26 protein-coding genes are annotated in these 25347 nt (G+C 65.2%); 16 read left to right on the top strand and 10 right to left on the bottom strand.

What is annotated here, in order from left to right; genetic code table 11:
- From N3C64_RS11770 to N3C64_RS11760, 3 genes are all read left to right on the top strand, one after another.
- Positions 1-190: 4Fe-4S dicluster domain-containing protein (locus N3C64_RS11770; RefSeq protein WP_260013066.1), on the top strand; the 190-nt coding region annotated here is incomplete at its 5' end.
- Between the two features lie 168 nt (positions 191-358).
- Positions 359-2056 carry a tetratricopeptide repeat protein gene (locus N3C64_RS11765; RefSeq protein ID WP_260014559.1) on the top strand — a complete coding sequence of 566 codons (1698 nt, stop codon included), beginning with the start codon at positions 359-361 and terminating at the stop codon, positions 2054-2056.
- The gene (locus tag N3C64_RS11760; RefSeq protein ID WP_260014558.1) at positions 2053-2970 is read left to right on the top strand and encodes a 4-(cytidine 5'-diphospho)-2-C-methyl-D-erythritol kinase; all 918 of its coding nucleotides are present in this window, start codon (positions 2053-2055) and stop codon (positions 2968-2970) included. Before N3C64_RS11765 ends, N3C64_RS11760 begins: the two co-directional genes overlap by 4 nt.
- A gap of 51 nt (positions 2971-3021) precedes the next feature.
- On the opposite strand, the gene N3C64_RS11755 is transcribed toward N3C64_RS11760, so the two are convergent.
- Complete coding sequence (locus tag N3C64_RS11755; protein ID WP_260014557.1) at positions 3022-4023, bottom strand: polyprenyl synthetase family protein; 1002 nt, start codon at positions 4021-4023, stop codon at positions 3022-3024.
- Positions 4024-4086: 63 nt separating this feature from the next.
- On the opposite strand from N3C64_RS11755, the gene N3C64_RS11750 reads away from it, so the two are divergent.
- From N3C64_RS11750 to N3C64_RS11740, 3 genes are all read left to right on the top strand, one after another.
- On the top strand, positions 4087-4299 hold the full coding sequence (locus N3C64_RS11750; RefSeq protein ID WP_218631106.1) for a putative signal transducing protein: 213 nt from the start codon (positions 4087-4089) through the stop codon (positions 4297-4299).
- Positions 4299-5060: a tRNA1(Val) (adenine(37)-N6)-methyltransferase gene (locus N3C64_RS11745; protein WP_260014556.1), complete on the top strand. Its 762-nt coding sequence runs from the start codon at positions 4299-4301 to the stop codon at positions 5058-5060. The genes N3C64_RS11750 and N3C64_RS11745 overlap by 1 nt, the downstream gene beginning before the upstream one ends.
- 119 nt (positions 5061-5179) lie before the next feature.
- A complete protein-coding gene (locus tag N3C64_RS11740; RefSeq protein WP_218631108.1) occupies positions 5180-5347 on the top strand; it encodes a YdcH family protein in 168 nt (55 codons plus the stop codon).
- Between the two features lie 46 nt (positions 5348-5393).
- Here the strand turns inward: N3C64_RS11740 and yddG are convergent, their stop codons facing one another.
- The 6 genes from yddG to N3C64_RS11710 all read right to left on the bottom strand — a co-directional run bounded on the left by yddG (position 5394) and on the right by N3C64_RS11710 (position 11114).
- Positions 5394-6272, bottom strand: coding sequence for an aromatic amino acid exporter YddG (yddG, locus tag N3C64_RS11735; RefSeq protein WP_260014554.1), 879 nt, complete (start codon positions 6270-6272; stop codon positions 5394-5396).
- Entirely contained in the window at positions 6250-7182 is a 933-nt protein-coding gene (gene gcvA / locus N3C64_RS11730) for a transcriptional regulator GcvA (protein ID WP_260014552.1), read from the bottom strand. Before gcvA ends, yddG begins: the two co-directional genes overlap by 23 nt.
- A 279-nt stretch (positions 7183-7461) precedes the next feature.
- Positions 7462-8187, bottom strand: a complete 726-nt coding sequence (phbB, locus tag N3C64_RS11725) for an acetoacetyl-CoA reductase (RefSeq protein ID WP_218631111.1) — start codon at positions 8185-8187, stop codon at positions 7462-7464.
- 106 nt (positions 8188-8293) lie between these two features.
- Positions 8294-9469: an acetyl-CoA C-acetyltransferase gene (locus N3C64_RS11720; protein WP_260014550.1), complete on the bottom strand. Its 1176-nt coding sequence runs from the start codon at positions 9467-9469 to the stop codon at positions 8294-8296.
- A gap of 166 nt (positions 9470-9635) precedes the next feature.
- Positions 9636-10478 carry an EAL domain-containing protein gene (locus tag N3C64_RS11715; protein WP_260014549.1) on the bottom strand — a complete coding sequence of 281 codons (843 nt, stop codon included), beginning with the start codon at positions 10476-10478 and terminating at the stop codon, positions 9636-9638.
- Positions 10479-10571: 93 nt separating this feature from the next.
- Complete coding sequence (locus N3C64_RS11710) at positions 10572-11114, bottom strand: TlpA family protein disulfide reductase (protein WP_218631114.1); 543 nt, start codon at positions 11112-11114, stop codon at positions 10572-10574.
- Positions 11115-11139: 25 nt separating this feature from the next.
- Between N3C64_RS11710 and argH the strand changes: the two genes are divergently transcribed.
- From argH to N3C64_RS11690, 4 genes are all read left to right on the top strand, one after another.
- On the top strand, positions 11140-12540 hold the full coding sequence (gene argH / locus N3C64_RS11705) for an argininosuccinate lyase (protein ID WP_260014548.1): 1401 nt from the start codon (positions 11140-11142) through the stop codon (positions 12538-12540).
- Positions 12537-12683: a hypothetical protein gene (locus N3C64_RS11700; RefSeq protein ID WP_260014547.1), complete on the top strand. Its 147-nt coding sequence runs from the start codon at positions 12537-12539 to the stop codon at positions 12681-12683. Before argH ends, N3C64_RS11700 begins: the two co-directional genes overlap by 4 nt.
- A gap of 161 nt (positions 12684-12844) precedes the next feature.
- A complete protein-coding gene (gene lysA / locus N3C64_RS11695) occupies positions 12845-14110 on the top strand; it encodes a diaminopimelate decarboxylase (protein ID WP_260014546.1) in 1266 nt (421 codons plus the stop codon).
- 30 nt (positions 14111-14140) lie between these two features.
- The gene (locus tag N3C64_RS11690; protein ID WP_260014545.1) at positions 14141-16669 is read left to right on the top strand and encodes a DUF4175 domain-containing protein; all 2529 of its coding nucleotides are present in this window, start codon (positions 14141-14143) and stop codon (positions 16667-16669) included.
- A 3-nt stretch (positions 16670-16672) separates the two neighbouring features.
- On the opposite strand, the gene N3C64_RS11685 is transcribed toward N3C64_RS11690, so the two are convergent.
- A complete protein-coding gene (locus tag N3C64_RS11685; RefSeq protein ID WP_260014544.1) occupies positions 16673-17524 on the bottom strand; it encodes a zinc-ribbon domain-containing protein in 852 nt (283 codons plus the stop codon).
- A 146-nt stretch (positions 17525-17670) separates the two neighbouring features.
- On the opposite strand from N3C64_RS11685, the gene N3C64_RS11680 reads away from it, so the two are divergent.
- Genes N3C64_RS11680 through N3C64_RS11670 form a run of 3 tightly spaced genes read left to right on the top strand, consistent with a single transcriptional unit; the run spans position 17671 to position 19969 of the window.
- Entirely contained in the window at positions 17671-18342 is a 672-nt protein-coding gene (locus N3C64_RS11680) for a cell division ATP-binding protein FtsE (protein ID WP_218631120.1), read from the top strand.
- On the top strand, positions 18342-19238 hold the full coding sequence (locus tag N3C64_RS11675) for a cell division protein FtsX (RefSeq protein ID WP_260014542.1): 897 nt from the start codon (positions 18342-18344) through the stop codon (positions 19236-19238). Before N3C64_RS11680 ends, N3C64_RS11675 begins: the two co-directional genes overlap by 1 nt.
- Positions 19235-19969: a lysophospholipid acyltransferase family protein gene (locus N3C64_RS11670; protein WP_260014581.1), complete on the top strand. Its 735-nt coding sequence runs from the start codon at positions 19235-19237 to the stop codon at positions 19967-19969. The genes N3C64_RS11675 and N3C64_RS11670 overlap by 4 nt, the downstream gene beginning before the upstream one ends.
- A gap of 55 nt (positions 19970-20024) precedes the next feature.
- Here N3C64_RS11670 and N3C64_RS11665 read toward each other — a convergent pair whose 3' ends face one another.
- Entirely contained in the window at positions 20025-20987 is a 963-nt protein-coding gene (locus N3C64_RS11665; RefSeq protein ID WP_218631122.1) for an acetyl-CoA carboxylase carboxyltransferase subunit alpha, read from the bottom strand.
- A 201-nt stretch (positions 20988-21188) separates the two neighbouring features.
- Positions 21189-22145 carry an L-malyl-CoA/beta-methylmalyl-CoA lyase gene (locus N3C64_RS11660; RefSeq protein ID WP_218631123.1) on the bottom strand — a complete coding sequence of 319 codons (957 nt, stop codon included), beginning with the start codon at positions 22143-22145 and terminating at the stop codon, positions 21189-21191.
- Between the two features lie 283 nt (positions 22146-22428).
- Here N3C64_RS11660 and dgcN point away from each other — a divergent pair, with 283 nt between their 5' ends.
- The 3 genes from dgcN (at position 22429) to N3C64_RS11645 (ending at position 25338) form a co-directional block, all read left to right on the top strand.
- Positions 22429-23430, top strand: coding sequence for an N-acetyltransferase DgcN (dgcN, locus tag N3C64_RS11655; protein ID WP_260014579.1), 1002 nt, complete (start codon positions 22429-22431; stop codon positions 23428-23430).
- Between the two features lie 70 nt (positions 23431-23500).
- Complete coding sequence (gene dgcA, locus N3C64_RS11650) at positions 23501-24463, top strand: N-acetyl-D-Glu racemase DgcA (protein WP_260014541.1); 963 nt, start codon at positions 23501-23503, stop codon at positions 24461-24463.
- Between the two features lie 14 nt (positions 24464-24477).
- Positions 24478-25338 carry a D-amino-acid transaminase gene (locus N3C64_RS11645; RefSeq protein WP_260014540.1) on the top strand — a complete coding sequence of 287 codons (861 nt, stop codon included), beginning with the start codon at positions 24478-24480 and terminating at the stop codon, positions 25336-25338.
- Positions 25339-25347: the final 9 nt, after the last annotated feature.

The following is a 25347-nucleotide window of genomic DNA, read 5'->3' as shown; positions in this document are numbered from 1 at the left end:
TGACGAGCCCGCGCAGCGCTACTGCCCGGCCGGGGTCTATGAGGTGCTCGAAGGTGAGGATGGCCCACGCTTCCAGATCAACTTCCAGAACTGCGTGCACTGCAAGACCTGCGACATCAAGGATCCCAGCCAGAACATAACCTGGACAACACCCCAGGGCGGCGACGGACCTAACTACCCGAATATGTAAGATATCAGGCACCGCAGGGGAAACTCTGCGGTGCCGGTCTTTGCGGGGGGCAGTACCCGTCACAACGCCGTGTTCGCATAGGGTGTACTGCCGCGCCGCGCACCCGCCGCATTGCCATGGGCGCCTGGCCTCGCTACCTTCGCGGCAAACGACGCAAAGGATCCGCCCGTGCCTTTCAGCTTTTCGCTTCGCCCGTTGCTTCTTGCCAGCCTGCTTGGATCGGCGCTTGCAGCGCCTGCTGAGGCGGACGAAGCGGGGCCTTATCTTGCCGCGCGGCTGGCTGCCGGCTTGAACGATTACCGGGCGGCGGCGGGCTATTATGCGCAACTGCTGCATGCGAATCCGCAGAACCGCGAACTGCAGGAATCCGCTCTGATCGCCAATGTTGTGCTCGGGAATTTTGACACTTCCGTTCAGATTGCCGAAACCATGGGGGCACCCGAAGGCGGCAGCCAGATTGCGGCGATGACGTTAGTGGCCAAGGCGGGCCGCGACGAGGATTACGCCGCGCTGCTTGCGCTGATGGACGCGGGCGCCGATCCGGGCCCGCTGCTCGGCGGGCTGGTGCGGGCCTGGGCGCTGGCCGGGCAGGGCCAGATGTCCGACGCGACAAAGCTTTTCGACGACATGGCCAAGCAGCCGGGCCTTGGGGCTTTTGCCGCCTATCACAAGGCGCTTGCGCTGGCGATGGTGGGCGATTTCGAAGGCGCCGATGCGATCTTTTCCGGCAAGTCGGGTGATCAGGTCAGCCCGACCCGCCGCGGCGTGATCGCCCATGTGCAGATCCTCTCGCAGCTGGAGCGTAACGCCGATGCCATCACGCTGCTCGACAGCACCTTCGGCTCGGAGCTTGACCCTGAGCTGAGCGAGATGCGCGCCGCGCTGGCTGCGGGCGAGACCGCCGATTTTTCAATGATCAACAGCGCGCGCGACGGGGTCGCCGAGGTCTATTTCACGCTTGGCTCGGCGCTGGCAGGTGATGCACCGGATGCGTTCACCCTGGTGCATCTGCGGCTTGCCGCAATGCTGCGCCCCGATCACGCGGATTCGATCCTTTTGACAGCGTCGCTTTTCGAGCAAATCGGCCGCCACGATCTGGCAATCGACACCTACACACTGATCCCGCCTGACAGTCTGGTGTTCCACGCGGCCGAACTCGGTCGGGCTGAGGCGATGGTTCAGGAAGAGCGCACCGATGCCGCCATCGAAGTGCTTGAGCAACTGACCCGCAGCAGGCCCGAACTCGCCGGGGTCTGGACCGCGCTTGGCGACACCCTGCGCCGCGAAGAACGCTACAAAGAGGCTGCCGTCGCCTATGACAAGGCGATTGATCTCTTGGGGGAGCCGCAGCCGGGCAACTGGTTCGTCTGGTATGCCCGCGCCATCGCCCATGAACGCTCGGACGAGTGGGAGAAGGCCGAGGCAGGCTTTCGCGAGGCGCTCAAGCTCAGCCCCGATCAGCCAGCGGTGCTGAACTACCTTGGCTATTCCTATGTCGAGCGGAAGGAAAACCTCGACGAGGCGCTCTCGATGATCGAGCGCGCGGTCGCCGCGCGCCCCGATGCGGGCTACATCGTCGACAGCCTCGGCTGGGTGCTCTACCGCTTGGGGCGCTATGCTGAGGCGGTCGTGCAGATGGAACGCGCGGTCGAGCTTGAGGCCGTGGACCCGCTGGTGAACGACCATCTGGGCGATGTCTACTGGGCGGTGGGGCGCAAGCGCGAGGCCGAGTTCCAGTGGAAACGCGCGATCAGCTTCGGGCCGGGCGACGATCTGGATATGGACCGCGTGCGCCGCAAGCTTGAGGTCGGCCTCGACAAGGTGCTCGAGGAAGAGGGCGCCGAGCCCCTGAAACCCGCGCAATGAGCGCGCTTTCGGTCTTTGCGCCAGCCAAAATCAACCTTGCCCTGCATGTAACCGGGCAGCGGGAGGACGGCTATCATCTGCTCGACAGCCTGGTTGCCTTTTCCCCCATTGGCGACCGGCTGACACTGCGCGCGGCCGGGGAATTTTCGATGGCGGTGTCGGGGCCCGAGGCGCGGGGCGTTCCGGCGGACCACTCGAACCTCGTGCTGAAGGCCGCAACGCTTTTCGCCGAACATACGGGGATGACGGGCAGTGTGGCTTTCCATCTCGAAAAGAACCTGCCCGCGGCATCTGGTATTGGCGGCGGTTCATCCGACGCGGCAGCGGCCGTTCGCGGGTTGTTGCAGATGGGCTTAGGTGACGCCCCCGTAGTGCAGGCCCGCGTGCTTGGCATGATTGGCGACGCCCTTACGCGCCTCGGCGCGGACATCCCCATGTGTCTCTCTCCAGTCGCCCAACGCGTACGCGGCGTGGGAGAGGATCTGACACCGATACAGCTTCCGCCGCTGCCCTGCCTCTTGGTCAATCCCCGCGTTGAAGTGGCCACGCCAGCCGTCTTCAAGGCGCTGAGACAAAAAGATAACCCGCCGCCACCCGCGCCGCCGCCATTCGCGACTTTGCAAGAGTGCATCGACTGGCTTGCGCAACAACGCAACGATCTTCAGGCCCCGGCAATCGCCACAGCGCCAGTCATCGCCACGGTTCTCGAAACCCTCGCCACGCTCCCCGGTTGTCGTCTGGCACGCATGTCAGGCTCGGGCGCCACATGCTTTGCGCTCTTCGCCACGCCCGCCGAAGCCTGCGCCGCCGAAATCGCGTTGCGTGCCGCACGGCCCGAATGGTGGTGCGCCGAGGGCACCCTTGGCGATCAGCGCGCCGCCTCGGCGCCACGCCCTGCTTTCAACGTGGTCTAAATATCCCGGGGGTGAGCGGCATGGCCGCGAGGGGGCAGCGCCCCCTTCGCCTCAGTTCAGCCGCGCCACGACGTAATCGGCCAGATCCGACAGCATATCGCGCAGATCATGCGCGGGCAGGGCATGCAGCGAGGCCTTGGCCTTGTTCGCCCAGGCCAGCGCCTCAAGGCGCGTGGCCTCCAGCGTGCCGTGCTTGCGCATCAGCTCCAGCGCATGCTCCAGATCGCCTTCGCGCTGATCGCCCTTCTCGATGACGCGGCTCCAGAAGGCGCGCTCCTCGGCATCCGCCTTGGCGACGGCCTTGATCACCGGCAGCGTCAGCTTGCGCTCGCGGAAGTCGTCACCCACGTTCTTGCCGATGACATCCGAGGCGCTCCCATAGTCGAGCAGGTCATCGACCATCTGGAAGGCAATCCCAAGCGCGTCGCCATAATCGAACAGCGCCCGCACCGCGTTCTCATGCGCGCCCGCGATCACGCCCCCCACCTCGGTCGCGGCCGAGAAGAGCGCAGCCGTCTTGCCGCGAATGACCTTGAGATAGATCGCCTCGTTCGTCGCCAGATCCTGCGCCGCGGTCAGTTGCAGCACCTCGCCTTCCGCGATCACCGCCGAGGCATTCGCCAGGATCGACAGCACACGCATGTTGTTCGTGTCGGTCATCAACTGGAAACTGCGCGCAAACAGGTAGTCGCCCACCAAGACGGAACTCTTGTTGTCCCACAGCAGGTTCGCGGTCGGGCGGCCCCGGCGCTGCAGGCTTTCATCGACCACATCGTCATGCAGAAGCGTTGCGGTATGGATGAACTCGACCGTCGCAGCCAGATGCACATGGTAGGGACCGGCGTAGCCGCACAGCCGCGCGGCCGCCAGCGTCAGCATCGGGCGCAGGCGCTTGCCGCCGGCTTCGACAAGGTGCTGGGTAATCTCGGGAATGCGCGGCGCATGTTCCGAGGCCATCCGCTCTCGGATCAGGGCGTTGACCGCCGCCATATCCTCGGTCAGGGCCTTCGCCAGACGGTCATGCGGTTTCGTGGCCTTTTCATCGAGGCTCATCATTTTTCCTTCCCGATCCTCCCCGTCTCGACAGGGCGCGAGCTTGCCCCTAAGTGAGGGATTATGAAAGAGCTTCTGCGCACCACGGACCCGGTGAAAATGGCCATGGCAACCGCCCTTCTTGAGGGCGAGGGTATAACGGCGTTTCAAATGGACGTCCACATGAGCGTGCTTGAAGGAAGCCTCGGGATATTGCCGCGCCGCTTGATGGTGCATCCGCGCGATGTCTTCCTTGCCAAGGTCATTCTGGCCGACAACCAGATCGGGTCGGATTGATGTTTTCCGAGGCCGATCTGACGCATGACCGGTTTCTGGACGGGCGCCTGATGATCTGGCAGCCGCGCACGGGCTATCGGGCTGCGATGGACCCGGTCTTGCTGGCCGCCGCCTGTGCCGCCCAATCGGGCCAGTCCGTGTTGGAGCTTGGCTGCGGTGCGGGGGTGGCAAGCCTCTGTCTCGGGCGCCGCGTTGAGGGGCTTGATCTGACGGGCCTTGAGCTTCAGCCGGCCTATGCCGATCTCGCCCGACGCAATGCCGTGACGAACGGGATCGCGCTCGAGGTGCTTGAAGGCGATCTGGCGCGTATGCCCGATACGCTGCGCGGGCGCGCCTTCGATCACGTGATCGCCAATCCTCCCTATTTCCCGCCGGGGCAGGGCACGGCGGCCCGCGATACCGGGCGCGAGCAGGCGCAGCGAGAGGCGACGCCCCTGTCGGACTGGGTCCGCCATGGCCTTAAACGGCTGAAGCCCGGCGGTTGGATCACGGTGATTCAGAACGCGGACCGTCTGCCGGAACTGCTGAGCGCCCTGTCGCAAGGCGCGGGCAGCATCGCCGTTCTGCCGATCGTTCCGCGCGCGGGTCGTGCGGCGGGGCGCGTGCTGGTTCAGGGGCGCAAAACTGGTCGCGGCGCGTTCCAACTGCTTGCGCCGCTTGTTTTGCATGCCGCACCACATCATGCTGCGGATGCCGAAGATTTGACGGAAATTGCGCAAGATGTGCTGCGGCGCGGCGCAGAATTGCGCATGGGCCGCTAGAGTTTTAGCAAGATTTCGCGAGCGGGGCGGTAATTGTGTCGCAGCATTGCGACAACGGCGTGACACGACTCAGAATCTGTGCTGCAATCGGCTCATCAGCAACAGGAGAGGAGACTGCCATGTCGCTAAGTTCGCACATCACCGAACTTCGCAAGAAACATCAGGCATTGTCGGTCGAAGTTGAAAGAGCGACCCGTAGCCCCGGTGCTAGCGATTTCGACATCGCCGAGATGAAGAAGCAGAAACTCCGCATCAAGGAAGAAATCGCGCGTCTCGAACAGGCGTGAGTGCGACTTGAGTAGCCCGATCCGGTGGTTGGATCGGGCCCGACGATCAGCGCGATCGGCTCGCCATGGCGGCAAGAAAGGCCCCGGCAGCGATCATCGCGGCCGCCAGGACCAGTAGGAGACTGGCGGCTGCGACGCCCGCCGCGACCAGCGCAAGGGTCGAAAGCAAGGGGGCCGCGTAAGAGGCCGTGCCAAGCATCTGGATATCGCCGCGTTTGACGCCGATATCCCAGGTATAGAAGGCCAGCCCGACCGGCCCGATCCCCAAAGCCAGAACCGAAACCCACCCGCGCGTTGTCGCGGGCCAAAGCGTTTCTTCCAGCGCCAGATGCGCGACACCCGACAGGGCCGCCGTCGCAAGGCAATAGACCGCGACCGCCGCCGTCGGCACGGCCCCCAGGCGGCGCGAGATCAGCGAATAGCTCGACCAGGTCAAGGCGCAAAGAAAGGCAAGCCCGTAGCCCGGCAGCGATTCGGTGCTGGCCGCCACGCCGCCGCGCGCGACGATCATTGCGGCGCCCGCAAAGGCGACCAGCGCGCCGATGATATGCAGTGCGCGCAGCCGCTCGCCCGGCAGCAACCCCGAGAAGATGACGATCAGCAGCGGCCAGAGATAGGCGATCAGGCTGGCCTCGGCCGGGGGCGCAAGGCGCAGCGCCGAGAAATAAAGCAGGTGATAGCCGAAGAGCGCCGCCGTGCCGAAAGCATAGACCTTCCACGAGATTCGGGTGAGCACACCAAATCCCTCGGTCGTTGCGACCCATATCAAACCGATCGCGCCGCCGATGGCAAAGCAGATCGCGTTCAGTTGCAGCGGCGGCACCGGGGCCGAGCCCACGGTAAACAGCGCCAGAAGCGCCCAAAGCGCCACCGCGCTGAAGCCGATCAGGGTGGCGCGCAGCCTACCATTTGGTTCGGAAGTCACGGTCTGCCTCCTGCTCGGTCATCGCGGCGGCCTCCTGCTGCAACCAGTCCAGAAAGGTGCGGACGGGAGTGCGGGACTCGGCCTCTGGCGCGCAGAGATAGCGATAACTCTCGCGCGCCACCAGAGCCACGGCGAAGGGGGCAACCAGCTGGCCATTGCGCAGCGCCTCGGAGGCCAGCGTATGGCGGCCAAGGGCGACGCCGGCGCCGCTGATCGCTGCATCGAGCGCATGGTCTGCCTGTGAAAACTGCGGCCCGCCCGAGGGCGCCGCGTCAAGGCCTGCCGCGCGAAACCACCCCGGCCAGTCGATCGTCGGATTCATGAACGGGCTTTCGTCGTGGTGCAAAAGGGGCGCGTGGCGCAGGCTCTCGGGCGTCGGGAATTCGGCGGCAAGTTCGGGTGTCATCATCGGCGTCAGCCATTCGCGTAGCAGAACGCCGCTATAAAGCCCCTCGGCGCGATCCGGGCCGAAACGGATCGCGACATCCATATCGTCGTGGCGCAGGTCAAGCAGCCGGAAGGTCGCGCTGAAACGCAACTCGATCTCGGGGTGGGCGCGGGCGAAGGCAAAAAGACGCGGCGCGAGCCATTTCGAGGTGAATGCGGGCCCTGCGGTGACATTGACCAACTGGCCCTGTGGCGGGCGCAGCGCGCTGCGCCAGGCGCGGCGCAGGCTTTCCATCCCGTCGCGCACGCCGGGTAGCAGGCGTTGCCCCGCCTCGCTGAGCGAAACCGAGCGGTGGGCGCGAATGAAGACGGGCTGGCCCAGGATCTCTTCAAGCTGCCGGATCTGAAAGGAAAGCGCCGCGGGGGTGACGTGCAATTCCTCTGCCGCGCTCTGGAACGAGAGGTGGCGGGCGGCGGCCTCAAAGGCCCGCAGGGCAGTCAGGGGCAGATTGTCCGGATTCATTTCAATTAAGATATTCTTGTTTCAGTGCTGAATTTAACTCGTTTGTGCCAATTATTCAAAGCTGAGATCTTGTGGGTATGGAGATTTTCTTGATGGAGACGCAAATGCTGCAAATCCCCACATCGCCGCGGCAAGAGCGGGCTATGGTCCGCGCCCACTGCCTGCGTCGTGAGGCGTTTCGCCGACTCTGGTCGGCCATGGCGCAGATCACGTTGGCCCGGCCAACGAAAAAGGCCGCCCCTGTTCAGGGACGGCCCGAAGCTTGCCACTAAGCGCAGATCAGACGACGAACTGGCCGCCGTTTGCCGAGATGGTCGAACCGGTGATGAAGCCGGCTTCGTCCGAGGCCAGGAAGACCACGCAGCGTGCGATCTCTTCCGGCTCGCCCAGGCGGCCGACGGGGATCTGCGGGATGATGCGCTCGTTCAGCACTTTCTCGTCGATGGCGCGTACCATCTCGGTCGCGATGTAGCCGGGGCAGATCGCGTTCACGGTGATGCCGGCGCGCGCGCCTTCCTGAGCCAGAGCCTTGGTGAAGCCGAGATCGCCCGATTTCGCGGCCGAGTAGTTGGCCTGACCGGCCTGACCCTTCTGACCGTTGACCGACGAGATGTTGATGATGCGGCCGAACTTGCGGTCGCGCATGCCCGACCACAGCGGGTGCGCCATGTTGAACACGCCGCTCAGGTTGGTGTCGATCACCTCTTTCCACTGCTGCGGGGTCATCTTGTGGAACATCGCGTCACGGGTGATGCCCGCGTTGTTGACCAGCACTTCGACGGGGCCGAGATCGGCCTCGACCTGAGCGATACCTGCGGCGCAGGCGTCATAATCGGCAACCGACCACTTGTAGGTCTTGATGCCCGTTTCGGCGGTGAACTTGGCGGCGGCTTCATCATTGCCAGCGTAGTTCGCGGCGACGGTGTAGCCGGCGTTCTTCAGGGCAATGGAGATGGCCGCGCCAATACCGCGCGAACCACCGGTGACAAGAGCAACTCGGGACATGATTCCTCCTCTGGATCGTATGTCGTTGAAACGCTGTTACCGAAATTGAGTGGGGCGCGCAACATTATTGCGCGCCCCTTTTGCGCTTGCGGCAAAAAAGGTGCTATCAGAGCCCTTCAAGGCACATGGCAACGCCCATGCCGCCGCCGATGCAGAGCGTGGCGAGGCCTTTCTTGGCGCCCGAACGCTTCATCTCGAACACCAGCGTGTTCAGGATGCGGCAGCCCGAGGCGCCGATCGGGTGACCGATGGCGATGGCGCCGCCGTTCACGTTCACCTTCGAGGTATCCCAGCCCATGTCCTTGTTGACGGCGCAGGCCTGCGCGGCGAAGGCTTCGTTGGCTTCGATCAGGTCGAGGTCGGCGGCCTTCCAGCCAGCCTTCTCCAGCGCCTTGCGCGACGACGGGATCGGGCCACAGCCCATGATGGTCGGGTCGAGGCCGGCGGTTGCGTAGGAGGCGATCCGGGCCAGCGGGGTCAGGCCGCGGCGCGCCGCCTCTTCCTCGGTCATCAGCAGAACGACGGCGGCGCCATCGTTGATGCCCGAAGCGTTGCCCGCGGTTACCGAGCCGTCCTTGGCGAAGGCCGGGCGCAGTTTCTGCATCGATTCCAGCGTTGCGCCGTGGCGGATGTATTCATCATTGTCCACGATCAGGTCGCCCTTGCGGGTTTTGACGGTGAAGGGCGCGATCTCGTCCTTGAACTTGCCGGCTTTCTGCGCGGCCTCGGCCTTGAGCTGCGAGTTCAGCGCGAACTCGTCCTGCACCTCGCGCGAGATCTGCCACTGGTTGGCGACGTTCTCGGCGGTCTGGCCCATGTGGTAGCCGTTGAACGCATCCCACAGGCCGTCCTTGATCATCGAGTCGATCATCTTCATGTCGCCCATCTTCTGGCCCGCGCGCAGATGCGCGACATGGGGGCTGAGCGACATGCTTTCCTGACCGCCCGCGATCACGATAGAGGCGTCGCCGAGCTGGATGTGCTGGGCGCCGAGCGCGACGGTGCGCAGGCCCGAGCCGCAGACCTGGTTGATCGACCAGGCGGCCGACTCGATCGGCAGGCCGGCATTGATATGCGCCTGGCGGGCCGGGTTCTGGCCCTGACCGGCGGTGAGCACCTGACCGAGAATGGTTTCCGAGACCTCGCCTTTTTCGATACCCGCGCGCGCCACGGCGGCTTCGATCACGGCGGCGCCGAGTTCATGCGCCGGGATGTTTGCGAACGAGCCATTGAAACTGCCGACGGCGGTACGGGCCGCCGAGACGATGACGACGTTGGTCATAGATCCTCTCCTCAGTAGGATTAGGGGGCCGCGGCCCCGTTTCTGCTGCGCAGAATGCCTCAAGGACAGGTCAGGTCAAGCACATTAGCTATGGGTTGCGAACCGTTGCGCAATTATCTTGCGCGGTTAGCGCTACAACTCCGCTCAACCGCAAGGAATGCCAAAATCATGCCCGAATCTGGGTCGAAGTTTCGGCTTTCCACGGCGGCAAGATGCTGGGTGCGCCGAAATAGTAACCCTGCATGCAGTCGATTCCGATGCTGCGCAGGAAGGCCGCATCCTCGGGCGCTTCGACGCCTTCGGCGACGGTGAACATGTCGAAATGCTGCGCGATGGCGAGCAGCGCCTCGGTCAGAACCTGATTGTCGGGGTTCTGCGCGATGCCCTGGATAAACTGACTGTCGATCTTGATGATGTCGAAATAGAACTCGCGCAGGTAGCGAAACGACGTGTAGCCCGCGCCGAAATCATCCAGCGCGAAGCTGACGCCGCGTGCGCGCAGGCCCTGCATGAAGACGCTGACGAGTTCCGGCATCGTCATCGCCGAGCTTTCGGTGATCTCTAGGATCAGCCGCTCGGCCACGGTTTCATCCGCCGCCAGCCCTTCCTCGAGCGTCTTGATCCACTGCGGATAGCCGATCGAGCGCGCCGACATGTTCACCGCGAGCCGCAGGCTGGGGTCTTCGGCCAGCGAGAACAGCCCCATCTCAAGCGACAGGCAGTCAAGCTGGCGGCCGAGTTCCGTGCTCTCTACCGCGCCGATGAACTCACGCGCGGGGATGATGCGGCCGGTTTCGTCCAGCACGCGGATCAACGCCTCGTAAAAAGCGGGGGTTTCGGACGCCTCGGCCTGAAAGATCGGCTGGAACGCCAGCACGACATCGCGCCGGTTGACCGCGTCGCGCACCATGCGCATCGTTTCGCGGTCACGCTGCGCCACGGCGAAATCCAGCGGGCTGGCCGTATCCGGGCTCGGGGGCGCTTGGGGCGGAAGATCGCGGTTCGGCATCACAGACTCCTTCGAGGTCGGGGCCAGATTCCCGCAAACCTGCTAAGAAGATGTAAAGCCGCGAAAATAATTGACGAAGCGTGAAATGGCGCCTTAGCCGTCGATGACCGCCTGCAAGATCGCCTTGGCTTCCGGCGCATCCCACTCGGCGCCACCGATCAACCGGGCGACTTCGCGCCCCTCGGCGTCGATGATCACGGTGACGGGCAGGCCCGCGATGCCCATGGCCCGCGCGATCGACTGCTTTTCATCCTTGAACATCGGCAGGCGGGTCACCCCGGCCTCTTCGAAGAACTTCTGGATCTTGGGCAGCGGGTTGCGGCCCGTGGCCAGGGTCACAACCTGGAAACGCGCGCCGCCCATCTCGGCCTGCAAACGGTCGAGCGACGGCATCTCTTCGCGGCAGGGTGCGCACCAGGTGGCCCAGAAGTTCAGCAAGATCACCTTGCCGTGGAACTCCTTGAGGCTGCGCTCGGCGCCGGTTTCATCGACGAAGGGCAGATCGGGCGTGGGCAGGGGCTCTTCGAAGACGACCAGCTTGCGCATCTCGCCCGCCTTCAGCGCTTCGAGGTCGGCGGCGGCCGCGGCATTTGCACCCAGGCTCAGGGCGAGATAAAGGACGAGAAACCGCAGCATTTTGCCTCCGACAAAGGGCCAGACCATGACCGACAGCAAGGATAAATCCTCGAACGCCATGTGGGGCGGGCGCTTCACTGCCGGACCGGACGCGATCATGGAGGCAATCAACGCCTCTATCGGGTTCGACCAGCGGCTCTACGCACAGGATATCCGCGGCAGCCGGGCCCATGCGGCGATGCTTGCCGCACAAGGTATCATCAGTGATAAAGACGCCGAGGCGATCCGGGAAGGCCTGCTCACGGTCTTGTCAGAGATCGAGGGCGGCAATTTCCCGTTCTCGACCGTGCTGGAAGACATCCACATGAATGTCGAGGCGCGACTGAAGGCGATCATCGGCGAACCGGCGGGCCGGCTGCACACCGCACGTTCGCGCAATGACCAGGTGGCGACGGACTTCCGCCTTTGGGTGCGCGATCAGTGCGACGCGGCGATTTCGGGGCTCGATGCGCTGATCCGCGCCCTGATCGGCCAAGCCGAGGCTGGCGCCGATTGGGTCATGCCAGGCTTTACCCATCTGCAAACCGCGCAGCCGGTGACCTGGGGCCATCACATGATGGCCTATGTCGAGATGTTCGCCCGCGATCTGGGCCGTTTCAGCGATACGCGCAAGCGGATGAACGAATGCCCGCTTGGTGCGGCAGCGCTTGCTGGCACTGGCTTTAACATCGACCGTTTCGCCACCGCCAAGGCGCTCGATTTCGACCGGCCGATGGCGAACAGCCTTGATGCCGTGTCCGACCGCGACTTCGCGCTCGAGTTCCTGTCCTCGGCCTCGATCTGCGCGGTGCACCTGTCGCGTCTGGCCGAAGAGCTGGTGATCTGGTCCTCGGCACAGTTCCGCTTCGTCGCTATGTCGGACAAGTGGTCCACCGGCTCGTCGATCATGCCGCAAAAGCGCAATCCCGACGCGGCCGAGCTGATCCGCGCCAAGATCGGGCGCATCCTTGGTGCGACCGTGGCGTTGTTCACGGTGATGAAGGGGCTGCCGCTTGCCTATTCCAAGGACATGCAGGAAGACAAAGAGCAGGTCTTTGACGCGGCTGACAACCTGATGCTGGCGCTGGCGGCGATGGCGGGGATGATCTCGGACCTCACCGTCAACCGCGACAAGCTGGAAGCAGCGGCCTCGTCGGGCTTCTCGACCGCGACCGACCTGGCCGACTGGCTGGTGCGCGAGGCCGGTCTGCCCTTCCGCGATGCCCACCATGTGACCGGCACGCTGGTTGCGATGGCGGAAACGAAGGGTTGCGATCTGCCCGACCTGACGCTTGCCGATATGCAGTCGGTCAATGGTGCGATCACTTCGGCGATCTTCGATGTGCTCGGGGTTCACAACTCGGTCGCGTCGCGGCAATCTTACGGCGGAACGGCGCCCGATCAGGTGCGCCTGCAAATCGCCCGCTGGAAGGAACTGCTGGGATGAGAACGCTGTCGCTGATTGCCCTGGCGCTGCTGACCGGATGCTCGCAACCGCGTCTCGATGCGCAATACAGCGTCAGCGACAACCGCGTCTATCCGACGTTCAGCACCGATATCGGCGGATTCGGACTGAGGGTGACCCCATGAAGAGCCTTGTGATCCTTGCAGTGCTGGCTCTGGCGGCCTGTGGCGTCGATGGCGCGCCGATTCCACCGGGCGAGGTTGCCGCCAGCCGCTGATCCTGCTTGCCGCAGGGGCCGCGCTGCTGCTACTGCGCCACACGAACCTGCCCCGAGAAAGGTCACCCGATGGACCACTTCCTTTACCGCGATGGCGTTCTTCATGCCGAGGATGTTGCGATCCCCGAGATCGCGTCCGCCGTCGGCACGCCGTTTTACGTCTATTCGACCGCCACGCTGACCCGCCACTTTCGCCTCTTCGACGAGGCGCTCGAGGGGATGGACCACCTCGTCTGCTTCGCGATCAAGTCGAACTCGAACCTCGCGGTGCTCAAGGTTCTTGGCGATCTGGGCGCGGGGATGGATGTGGTCTCGGGCGGCGAGTATCGGCGCGCCAAGGCTGCCGGTGTGCCGGGTGAGCGGATCGTCTTTTCCGGCGTCGGCAAGACGCGCGAGGAAATCCGGCTGGTGTTGGAGGGCGGCATCCGCCAATTCAACGTCGAATCCGAGCCCGAGTTGCTGGCGATCTCCGAGGTCGCCTCGGAACTGGGCGTGAGTGCGCCGATCGCGATCCGGGTGAACCCGGACGTGGACGCCAAGACCCATGCGAAGATCGCGACCGGCAAGTCGGAGAACAAGTTCGGCATCCCGATCGCCAAGGCCCGCGCGGTCTACGCGATGGCCGCCAAGCTGCCGGGCATCTCGGTGGTCGGCGTCGATGTGCATATCGGCTCGCAGCTGACCGATCTGGCGCCTTTCGAGGCGGCCTTCACCAAGGTGCGCGAACTCACGCTGGCGCTGCGCGAAGACGGGCATGACATTCGCCGCCTCGATCTGGGCGGCGGTCTGGGTATTCCCTATGAGCGTTCGAACGCCGCTCCGCCGCTGCCGCTGGAATATGGCGCGGTGATCCGGCGCACGGTGGGCGATCTGGGTTGCGAGATCGAGATCGAGCCGGGGCGGCTGATTTCCGGCAATGCCGGGATCATGGTGACCTCGGTCATCTATCTCAAGCAGGGAGAGGGGCGCGACTTCCTGATCGTGGACGCGGCGATGAACGACCTCGTGCGGCCCTCGATGTATGACGCGCATCACGACATCATCCCCGTGGTGGAACCCGCGCCGGGAACTGAGGCGCAGCCCTTTGACGTGGTCGGCCCGGTTTGCGAAACGGGCGACACTTTCGCCAAAGGCCGCGCGCTGACGCCGCTTGACGCGGGCGATCTTGTCGCCTTCCGCTCTGCCGGGGCGTATGGCGCGGTGATGTCATCTGAATATAACTCGCGCCCCCTGATCCCCGAGGTTCTGGTGAACGGGGATCAATTCGCTGTCATTCGGCGCAGACCGAGCTTTGAGGAAATGCTGGCCCGCGATAGCATCCCCGAGTGGCTCTGAGCGATTTGGCGTCGGAGCCGGAAAGGAACGATGCCGAAACGCGCCCGCCCCGTAACGCCCGCGCCGCTTGAGGCGCTGCGCCGTCCGCTTGCCCTGACGCGGGCGGGAATGGTGCTCGAGCGGGGTCTGCGCGCCTTCTGGCCGGTGCTGAGCCTTGCCGCGCTCGGGTTTTCGGCTGCGGCGTTCCGGCTCCAAGATTATTTGCCTGCGGGATGGCTTGGCGCTGCGCTTTGGGCGGGGGCGGCGGCGCTTGTGATCGCGCTTGTCTGGGGCGCGTGGCGCTTTCGCTGGCCTGCGCCGCGCGAGGCCGTGGCGCGCCTTGATGCGACCCTGCCAGGGCGGCCGCTGACCGCGCTGAGCGACGCGATGGTTCTGGGTGGCACCGACGCCGCCAGCCGTGCCCTGTGGGAGGCGCATCTGGCCCGCATGGCCGCCCGCGCGGCGGGCGCACGCGCCGTAGTCCCCGCGCCCGATCTTGCGCCGCGTGACCCTTTCGCGCTGCGGCTGACGGCGCTGACCGCGCTGGTGCTGGCCCTTCTGTTCGGCGCGCCCGACCGGGTTCTGGATGTGCAGGCACCCGGTGTGCCCGGCAGCGCAGAGGCCGCGATGGGCCCGAGCTGGGAAGGCTGGGCCGAGCCGCCGCGCTATACCGGCAAGCCGGGGCTCTATCTCAATTCGCTCGACGGCGATCTGATCGCCCTGCCCGAAGGCAGCCGCATGGCCTTCCGCTTCTACGGCCCCGCAGGCGCGATCCCGTTCGAGGAGACAGTCTCCAGCCCCGCGGCATTGCCCGAGGCTGAAACCGGCGAGACGCTGCAAAAGCGCGAGTTCATTGTTGAACGCTCCGGCATCGTCGAGGTCGGCGGCCCCGGCGGGCGGCGGTTCGAGGTGACGGTGCTGGCCGATGAGACGCCAAGCGTGGAGCTTGTCGGTCTGGCCGAGCGCCGCGCCGATGGCAAGCTGGCGCAGCCTTTCCACGCGGTCGACGACTACGCCGTGACGGCGGGGCGGGCGCGGGTCAGCCTCGACCTTGACGCCGTGCCGCGGCTTTACGGCCTCGCACTCGCGCCCGAGCCGCGCGAGGATCTGGTCTTCGATCTGCCCCTGCCAATCTCGGGATCGCGCGCGGATTTCATCGAAACGCTGGCCGAAGATGCCGCCCGTCACCCCTGGGCGAACCTGCCGGTGAAGCTGACGCTGGAGGTCGAGGACGGGCGCGGCCAGACCGGCAGCACGGGTGCGCAGGCGCTTGAACTGCCCGGGCGGCGGTTCTTCGACCCGTTGGCCTCGGCGCTGATCGAGGCGCGCCGCGATCTTCTCTGGTCGCGCGAGAATCGGGTGCGTGTGGCGCAATGGCTGCGCGCCGTGTCCTACCGCCCCGATGAGTTCATCCCGAAATACGACATCTACCTGATGCTGCGCATGACGGTGCAGCGGCTTGAGACCGGGCCGCTGACTCCCGAGGTGCGTGATGAGGTGGCCGAGGCGCTCTGGCAGATGGCCGAGTTGCTGGAGGATGGCGGCCTTGCCGATGCGCTGGCCGCGATGCAGCAGGCGCAGGAACGCCTGTCCGAGGCAATCCGCAACGGTGCCTCGAAGGATGAGATCGCCAAGCTGATGCAGGAACTCAAAGAGGCGACCGACCGCTATATCCAGATGCTGGCTGAGCGCGCGCCGCCAGAGGAAGGGCCGCAATTCGGCCAGCAGCAACCCAGCCAGCAGATCACCGGCGACCAGATCCAGCAGCTGATGGACGAGATCCAGCGCCTGATGGAAGAGGGCCGGATGGCCGAGGCGCAGGAGCTGCTCGATCAGCTTGCGCGGATGATGGAGAACCTCAAGGTCACGCAGGGACAGGGCGGCGAGGGCAATATGCCCGGCAACCAGTCCATGCAGGATCTGGCGGAGACCCTGCGCGAGCAGCAAAAGCTGTCGGACGATTCGTTCCGCCAGATGCAGGAGGGTTTCGGCGAGGGCGCCGAACCCGAGCAGCCCGGCGCGGGCGAGGGTGAGCAGGGGCAGGGCGGGACCGGAGCGGATGAGCTTGCGAAACGCCAGCACTCCCTGCGTCAGCAGTTGGGGCGTCAGCAGGGCCTGATGCCGCGCCTTGGCAACGAGCCGGGCGATACCGCGCGCCAGCAACTCGATGAGGCCGGGCGTGCCATGGAAGAGGCCGAGCAGGCGCTGCGCGACGGCGATAATGGCCTTGCCATCGACCGGCAGGCGGATGCGATCGAGGCTCTGCGCGAGGGGATGCGGTCCTTGGGCGAGGCGCTGGCCGAAGAGGCCGGGCGCCAGCAGGGTAATCCGGGCACGGATGGGGAGCGTCGGTTGGGCGATGCGCTTGGCGGCAACAGCGCGCGCGAGGCGCCGCGCGATCCGCTTGGCCGCAGCCTCGGCAATGGCGAGCGTTTCGGTGCGCAGGATGAAATGTTGGGCGCTGACGACGTCTATCGCCGGGCGCGCGATCTGCTCGATGAAATTCGGCGCCGCTCGGGCGAGCGGCTGCGCCCCGAGGATGAACTCGACTACCTGCGTCGCCTGCTCGACGCGTTCTAGGGATTATTGAGCGGGGTCGTCGCGCAGCTTGAGGATCACGCCCTGCAACTGGCCATCAAGCCAGACGCGGCCTGCATCGACGCTGGCCACATAGCGCTCCAGCATGGGCGAGAGCGGCGGGGCCAATACCTGCAGCTTGGGCGCGGATGTATACAGCACCACCACGATCAGCCCGATCAGCAGCACCAGCGAAAAGCCCAAGCGGAAGCCCGAGCGTTGCCGTGCCAGCGTTTGCGGTGCATCGAAGGACACGTCGAGGTCGATCCGGTCCGAGCTTGCGCGCAGGGTCGAGTTGATCTCTTCGATGTCGGGCAGGCGCTCGCGGCGCGATGCCGCGCCCTGATCCTCGGGCGCCTCTTCGTCGGGCGATGCGACCTCGCCTTCGGGACCGCGCTGCATCTGCGCGATCTTGGCCGCCGCGCGCGAGGCGGCCTGGGCGGCCGCCGGCTCCAGCGTCATTTCTTCCTGGGTTTCGATCGGCAGGCCTTCGGTGCGGCGCTGCGCGGCTTCGCGCTCGGCCTCTTCGCGCAGGATCGCAAGCAGGCTGTCGTCGAGCTGGCGGCGCGGGGTCTGGCCAGCAACGGGGGCTGGCGCGATGCCATCCTCCTCGGCGGGTTCCTCGGGGTGCGATTCAGGCTCCGGCTGCGCGGTTGCCTCCGGTTCGGGTTCATGCGCGGGCTCCGGCGCAGCCTCGGGCGCAGGCGCGACCGCAGGGGCCGGCGCCTCGGCAGAGGCCTTTCCGGGTTGGAACCAAAGCTTGCCACAGGCCGAACACTGGACCTCGCGCCCGGTGTCGGGGATGGCCGCATCATCAACTTCGTATTGCGCTGCGCAATTCGGGCAGACCAGCCGCATACCGATAACCTACCTCTTGCCCCTCCGATCGCCATTCTGGCAATTCACTTGCATATGTTGTAGCAAGCGCGTGGCCAATATCCAAGGGTTTGCGGCACCTACAGGATTATTGCAAACCGGATTAGCGCGAACAAAGGGGCTGTGCAGTGATCGAGCTGCAAAATGTGGCAATGAGCTATGGCGGGGGCGAGCTGCTCTCGGAGATGACGCTCAAACTTGTGCCGGGGTCGTTTCACTTTCTGACCGGCCCGTCGGGCGCGGGCAAGACGACGTTTCTCAAGCTGTGTTACGCGGAATTGCTGCCCTCGGCTGGGCAACTGAGCCTGTTTGGCAGCGATGTGCGCGGCCTCGGGCGCGACGAGATCGCGGGCCTGCGCCAGCGCATCGGCGTGGTGCATCAGGATTGCCAGTTTCTCGATCATCTTTCGGTCGCCGAGAACGTGGCCCTGCCGCTGACCGCCACGGCACGCAGCGTCAATGAAGGCGAATTGCGCGAGTTGCTGTCCTGGGTCGGGCTGCGCGCCCAGGCCGAGGCACTGCCGCCGCAGCTGTCGGGCGGCGAGCGTCAGCGCGCCGCGCTGGCCCGCGCGGTGATGATGTCGCCAGACGTGATCCTGGCCGATGAGCCGACCGGCAACCTCGACTGGGAGATGTCGCTGCGGTTGCTGTCGCTGCTGGTCGAGCTGAACAAGATGGGCAAGACCGTGGTGATCGCGACGCATGATCTCAATCTGATCCGCATGGCGAAGAAAGAGGTCGCGGCGCGGGTGCTGCGTATCGCGAACCGCCACTTGCAACTGGCAGGGGCGGATCTGTGATGCGGGTGGCGCTGGCTTTTCTGCGGGGCGATCTGTCGGCGGCTGGCCGGGTTGTGCCCCCCACCGGGTTCACCGCGCGGCTGACGCTGCTGACGGCGGCGGCGATGGCCTTCCTTGCTGTTTTCGCACTGGCGCTGTCGCTGGCGACCGGGCGCCTGGCCGACCGCTGGTCCGAGGCGCTGGCGCGCTCCGCCACGATTCGTATCTCTGCCCCGGCCGAGCAGATGCAGGCGCAGGTGCAGGCGGTGCTGGCCGTGCTGTCCACGACGCCCGGTATCGCAACCTATCGGGCGCTGGAATCCGAAGAGATGAAGGCGCTGCTCGGGCCGTGGTTCGGGCCCGACCTGCCGGTCGACAGCCTGCCGCTGCCGCAGCTGATCGAGGTGACCGAGACCGCCGAGGGCATCGACGCCGAGGGGCTGCGTCTGCGCCTTGCCGCCGAGGTGCCGGGCGCGATTCTGGATGACCACACCCGCTGGCGCCGCCCGCTGGTCGCGGCGGCCGAGCGGCTGCGGATGCTCGGGCTTCTGTCTCTGGTCTTGATCGGCGGGGCGATGGCGGGAATGATCACGCTGGCGGCGCAGGCCGCGCTGGCGGCGAACGGGCAGGTGATCCGGGTGTTGCGTCTGGTGGGCGCGCGCGACGCGTTTATCGCCAAGGCGTTCGTGCGGCGCTTCACGCTGCGCGGGCTGGCGGGGGCGGTGCTTGGAACAGCGGCGGGAATGATCGCGATTGCGCTGCTGCCCGCGACCGACGAGGCAGGCGCCTTCCTGACCGGGCTAGGTTTTGCGGGAGCGGGCTGGCTCTGGCCGCTGGTGATTCCGCCGCTGGCGGCCGTGGTCGCCTATGTGGCCACCCGCGCTGCGGCGCTGCGTATGCTGAAGGGAATTCGCTGATGATCGTTGTGCAATATCTGCGTTCCATCGTTTTTATCGTGCAGATGTACATCATGCTGGCGGTGATCGCCGTGGGCCTGTTTCCGGTTGCGCTGATCGGCGGGCGGGACGGGGCGATCTGGGTGTGTCGCGCCTATTGCAAATGGGTGTGCCATTCGGCGCGCTGGATCGTCGGGCTGCGCACCGAGATCCGTGGCGAAGTGCCTTCGGGCGATGTGCTGGTCGCCTCCAAGCACCAGAGCTTTCTCGACATCCTGATGATCTATGCCGCCGTGCCACGCGGCAAGTTCATCATGAAGAAGGAACTGGTCTGGACGCCTTTCGTCGGCTGGTATGCCTATCTGATCGGCTGCATTCCCGTTGATCGCGGCAAGCGGGGCGCTGCAGTGCGCTCGATGCTGGCCAAGGTCCGCGAGAGCCGGATGATGGGCGGTCAGCTGATCATCTTCCCGCAGGGCACGCGCGTCGCCCCCGGCGTCAAACGCGAGTACAAGATCGGTGCGGGTGCGCTTTACAAGGAACTCCAGCAGCCCTGTATTCCAGCCGCAACCAACGTGGGGGTGTTCTGGCCGCGCCACGGCGTGCTGCGCAAGCCCGGCGTGGCGGTGATCGAGTTCCTGCCGGTCATCCCGCCGGGGCTGAAGGTGTCCGAGTTCATGGAGCGGCTTGAGGCAGAGATCGAGCCAGCCTCGGATGCGCTGATGGCCGAAGCGGGCTTCGTGGTGCGGTAAGGCTTAGGCCCGCCCAAGTGCGGCGATGCCTGTGAAGCGCATCGCCCTCACGGGCTCAAGCGGCAAGCCCTTTCGAGCCCATGTCGAGGAACTTCTTGCGGCGCTCATTGATCAACTCGCCGCGCTTCTTGCCCTTCAGCTCGGCCAACATCAGCGCGATTTCCGAACCCACGGCTGCGATGGCTGCCGGGCGATCCCGTTGCGCGCCGCCCAGGGGCTCCTGAATGATGCGGTCGATGATGGCGAGTTTCTTGAGATCCTGCGCGGTCAGGCGCAGCGCCTCGGCGGCCTCGCGCATCTTCTCGGCATCCTTCCACAGGATCGAGGCGCAGCCCTCGGGCGAGATCACCGAGTAGACCGAATGTTCGAGCATGGCGATGCGGTCGGCCGTGGCGAAAGCCACAGCACCGCCCGAGCCGCCCTCGCCGATGATCACCGACACAACCGGCACGCCGATCTGCAGGCATTTCTCGGTCGATCGCGCGATCGCCTCGGACTGGCCGCGCTCTTCTGCGCCCTTGCCGGGATAGGCGCCGGGGGTGTCGATCAGCGTCACAACGGGCAGGCCGAAACGGTCGGCCATGTCCATCAGGCGGATCGCCTTGCGGTAGCCTTCGGGGCGGGCCATGCCGAAGTTGCGGGTGATGCGGCTGGCGGTGTCATGGCCCTTTTCATGGCCGATGACGACGACGGGCTGATCGTTGAGGCGCGCGAGGCCCCCCATCACCGCATGGTCGTCGGCGAAGTTGCGATCGCCTGCCAGCGGGGTGAATTCGGTGAAGAGCGCGTCGATATAGTCCTGGCAATGCGGGCGGTTGGGGTGACGCGCGACCTGGCATTTGCGCCAGGGGCTGAGATCCTTGTAGAGATCCTTGAGCAGCTGCGCGGCCTTCTTGTCGAGCGCTGCGGCCTCTTTTTCGACATCCATCTCCGAGTTCTGGCGGGCCAGAGCGCGAAGCTCTTCTGCCTTGCCCTCGATCTCGGCAAGCGGCTTTTCGAACTCGAGATAGGTCGTCATCGGATCCCTCCGTTTCGGTGCGTGGCCTATATGACGACGCTGGCGGGGAAATGCAACTGACGCGAGGGGAAGAGATTCTTACGTCAACGTAACGACGCTGTAACGGAAACGCCCCGACCGTCAGGCCGGGGCGTCCCTGTTCCCTCATGCAGCGGGGCCTCCCCTCCCCTCTGCTCCGGGATTCGATTCTTTATGAAGAGCTCAACCCTTAATCATTTCGGCCTGTCTGACAATAACCTCGGCCTGACGAATCGAGGCGATGTCGACCAGGCGGCCCTTGTAGACGGTGGCGCCGGCGCCCTCCGCCTTGGCCTTCTCCATCGCGGCGAGGATCTCGCGCGCCTCGGTCACTGCGGCTTCCGACGGGGTGAAGACCTCGTTGGCCAGCGCGACCTGCTTGGGGTGGATCGCCCATTTTCCGACCATGCCGAGCGTGGCCGAGCGCAGCGCCTGCGCGCGGAAGCCCTCGTCATCGGAGAAATCGCCGAACGGGCCATCGACGGGCAGGATGCCGTGGGTGCGGCAGGCGGCGACGATGGCGGCCTGCGCCCAGTGCCACGGGTCCGACCAGTATTTCGCGCCTTCGCGCAGCATGTAGTAATTTTCTTGGGTGCCGCCGATGCCGGTCGTGGCCATGCCCATCGAGGCCGCGAAGTCGGCGGCGCCGAGGCTCATGGCCTGAAGGCGCGGCGAGGAGGCTGCGATTTCCTCGACATGGGCGATACCTGCGGCGGATTCGATGATGACCTCAAGCGAGATGCGCTTCTTGCGGCCCTTGGCGGCCTCGATCGCGGTGACAAGCGCATCGACGGCATAGACGTCGGCGGCGCAACCCACCTTGGGGATCATGATCTGGTCGATGCGTTCCGAGCCGTCTTCGAGCAGTTCGACCACGTCACGATACCAGAACGGCGTGTCGAGGCCGTTGATGCGGACCGAGAGATACTTGTTGCCCCAGTCGATATTGTGCGAGGCCTCGATGATGTTGCGGCGCGCCTGCGGCTTGTCGTCGGGGGCGACCGAGTCCTCAAGGTCGAGGTTGATCACGTCGGCGGCCGACTGTGCCATCTTCTCGAAGATCGCCGGGCGCGAGCCGGGGCCAAAGAGCTGGCAGCGGTTAGGACGGGCTGGGGCGGCGGGCTGAACGCGGAAGCTCATGATCTCTCTCGCAATGATGTTTCGAGTTTGGTTGCTGGCGGGATATAATATTGCGCATGCGGTTTCAAGCGCATTTCGCGGGCGCAGAATCGTTGCTGCGCTTGCGACAGAAACTTGATCGGTTTTCAGTTTGGTCGGGATAATAGTGCGCCGAATTTCATGATGGTCGTGAAATCTTCGGCAATGATTAGATTGTAAGCGACAATTATCGAAAAAATCCCCGTGCGGCGCGCTATTTTGTTTCTAAGTCAACAATGTTGCCCAATCGGAGAACGCCATGTCCATGATCGAGACCCCATATCTTCTGTTCCTGGGCGACGCGCCCGATCAACTGGCAGTCAAGGTGGCGCAGGGGATCAAGGACTGGCGCCCGGAATTCGCGCTTGGCCAGTATCGCCTGGAGGGCTGCAAGGCCGATATGGGGCTGGCGGATATGAACCTTGCCACCGCCAAGGCCGCCGGCGCCAAGACGCTGGTGATCGGCGTGGCGAACCGTGGTGGCGTGATCAGCCCGGCCTGGAAGAAGGTTCTGGTGCAGGCGCTGGAGGAGGGGTTCGATCTGGCCTCGGGGCTGCACAACCTGCTGCGCGACGAACCCGACCTGGTGGCCGTTGCCGCCGCCTGCGGGCGTCAGTTGCATGACGTGCGCGTGCCCTCGGTCCAGTACCCGATCGCCAACGGGATCAAGCGCACCGGCAAGCGGTGTTTGGCGGTGGGCACCGATTGCTCGGTCGGCAAGATGTATACGGCGCTTTGCATGGAGCGCGAGATGCGCGAGCGCGGCATGAAGGCAAGCTTCCGCGCGACGGGGCAGACCGGCATCCTGATCACCGGTGACGGTGTGCCGCTCGATGCGGTGATCGCGGATTTCATGGCGGGCTCGGTCGAGTATCTGACGCCGGACAATGACGCCGATCACTGGGATCTGATCGAGGGGCAGGGCAGTCTGTTCCACGTCTCGTACTCGGGGGTGACCATGGCGCTGATCCATGGCGGCCAGCCCGATGCGCTGATCCTGTGCCACGAGCCTACCCGTGCCCATATGCGCGGCCTGCCGGGCTACAAGCTGCCCTCGCTTGAGGCGGTGCGCGATACGGCGCTGGCGCTGGCGAAGGTTGCGAACCCCGCGTGTCAGGTGGTGGGCGTGTCGGTCAACACCCAGCATATGCCCGAGGCCGAGGCCCTGGCCTATCTGGCGCAGGTTGAGGCAGACATGGGCCTGCCCGCCACCGACCCCTTCCGCTTTGGCGCCGCCAAGCTGGTGGACGCGCTGGACGCGATCTGAGAGGCTGCGCATGTGGCCGGGGGCGGATGCCTCCGGCGGAGGTATTTGAGCCAAGAAGAAGGGGGATGCGATGATCTCCGTGACGGCGGATGTATTCCGGCTGGCCGAGGTGTTCACCATCTCGCGCGGGAGCCGGACCGAGGCCAAGGTGCTGACGGTGCGGGTGGCGCGCGGCGGTGCCGTGGGCTTCGGCGAATGCGTGCCCTATGCGCGCTATGGCGAGAGCCTGGAAAGCGTGGCGGCGCAGATCGAGGCGCTTCCCGCCGGGATCACGCGGGCCGAGTTGCAAGACGCGCTGGCGCCGGGGGCCGCGCGCAATGCGGTCGATTGTGCGCTGTGGGATCTGGAGGCGAAGCTTGCGGGCAAGCGGGTATGGGAGTTGGCAGGGCTGCCCGCGCCGGGGCCGATGACCTGTGCCTATACGCTCTCGCTCGATACGCCCGAGAAGATGCAGGCCGCGGCCGCGCGTCATGCGCATCGCCCGCTGTTGAAGATCAAGCTGGGCACGCCCGACGATATGGCGCGGCTGGAAGCGGTGCGGGCCGGGGCGCCGAAGGCGCGGATCATCGTAGACGCGAACGAGGGCTGGAGCGCCGAGGTCTATCAGGATCTGGCTCCGCATCTGGTCCGTCTGGGTGTCGCGCTGGTCGAGCAGCCCTTGCCCGCCGCGGATGACGCGGCGCTGATAGGGATTGCGCGGCCCGTGCCTGTTTGCGCCGATGAGAGCTGTCATGACCGCGCGAGCCTGGGCCATCTGCGCGGCAAGTATGACATGGTGAACATCAAGCTCGACAAGACCGGTGGGCTGACCGAGGCGCTGGCCCTGCGTGATCTGGCGCGGGCCGAGGGTTATCAGATCATGGTCGGCTGCATGGTGGGCTCGAGCCTTGCGATGGCGCCTGCGGTGCTGGTTGCGCAGGGCGCAGAGTATGTTGACCTTGACGGGCCGCTTTTGTTGGCCGAAGACCGTGCCACCCCCTTGGCCTATGCCGAGGGCAAGGTTTACCCGCCCGAGGCCGGGCTTTGGGGCTGAGCAAGGAGAGACGAATGAGCCGGACTGTCTATCTCAATGGTCAATATCTGCCGGAGGAAGAGGCAAGCGTCTCGATCTTCGACCGTGGGTTCGTGATGGGCGATGCCGTCTACGAGGTGACCTCGGTCCTGGGCGGCAAGATCCTGGAGTTTGATGGTCATGTCGCACGCCTCAACCGCTCGCTGGCCGAGCTAGAGATCGTCTGCGACATCAGCCGCGAGGAGTGGCTGGAGATCCACCGTGAGATGATCAAGCGCAATGAACTTGACGAGGGCATGATCTACCTGCAGGTCAGCCGCGGCAATGCGGGCGATCGCGATTTCCACTACCCGCCCGAGGGCACGCCGCCGACTGTCGTGCTGTACACTCAGTCGAAGCCCGGTCTGGCCGATGACCCCAAGGTGCAAAAGGGGATCTCGGTGATTTCGGTTCCCGATCTGCGCTGGCACCGCCGCGACATCAAGACCGTGCAGCTTCTCTACGCGTCGATGGTGAAGATGGCGGCCGAGAAGGCGGGCAAGCAGGACGCCTGGTTCGTCGAGGACGGTTTCGTCACCGAGGGCTCGTCGAACAACGTCTATATCGTCAAGGACGGCAAGATCATCACCCGCCAGCTGTCGAACGACATCCTGCACGGGATCACCCGCGCCTCGCTGCTGAAATATGCCGCCGAAGCGCAGATGGAGATCGTCGAGCGCCCCTTCACCATCGCCGAAGCTCAGGCGGCCGACGAGGCATTCTTCACCTCGGCTTCGGCCTTCGTGATGCCGGTGGTCGAGGTCGACGGCGTGGCGCTTGGTTCGGGCAAACCCGGCCCGGTGTCGCTGCGCCTGCGCGAGATCTATCTGGACGAGAGCCTCAAGGCCGCGATCTGATCGCAGTAG

The organism is Sedimentimonas flavescens (assembly GCF_025154035.1).
Lineage (GTDB): Bacteria > Pseudomonadota > Alphaproteobacteria > Rhodobacterales > Rhodobacteraceae > Rhodobacter > Rhodobacter flavescens.
This window is presented reverse-complemented; position numbering and strand designations above follow the sequence as displayed.